Origin of the sequence: Achromobacter sp. GbtcB20 (assembly GCF_019091095.1) — a bacterium.
GTDB lineage: Bacteria > Pseudomonadota > Gammaproteobacteria > Burkholderiales > Burkholderiaceae_B > Achromobacter > Achromobacter mucicolens.
In genome coordinates this window covers 1-269 of the sequence record NZ_JAGXJZ010000557.1, presented here as the reverse complement: position 1 = coordinate 269, position 269 = coordinate 1, and the positions used below count along the sequence as shown (strand labels likewise).

Here is a 269-nt window from a genome sequence, read left to right as displayed (position 1 = left end):
CCGGCTTCGGCCTGAACGACCCGATCCTGATCGGCTGTAACACGCGCTTTACCGATACGGGCGGCTATGCGCTTGCCAGCGCGCCGCGCGGCGCCAGCGCCACCGTGCGCCCGCTGGCGCCGGTGGTGATCGAATCGGGCGGCACGGGACCCGACCGCATCAGCCTGTACTCGGGCAGCTCGATGAGCGGCACCGGCACCCTGCGCGTCACCAGCGACTACATCGGCGGCACGCGCCTGAACGTCGACCGCGTGCCCTACGGTTTCAAC

General features: G+C 70.3%; 1 pseudogene. It reads left to right on the top strand.

Annotated elements, in window-relative coordinates:
- Positions 1-269 (top strand): annotated as a pseudogene (locus KVT32_RS30210) (pilus assembly protein PilW); the annotation flags it as partial.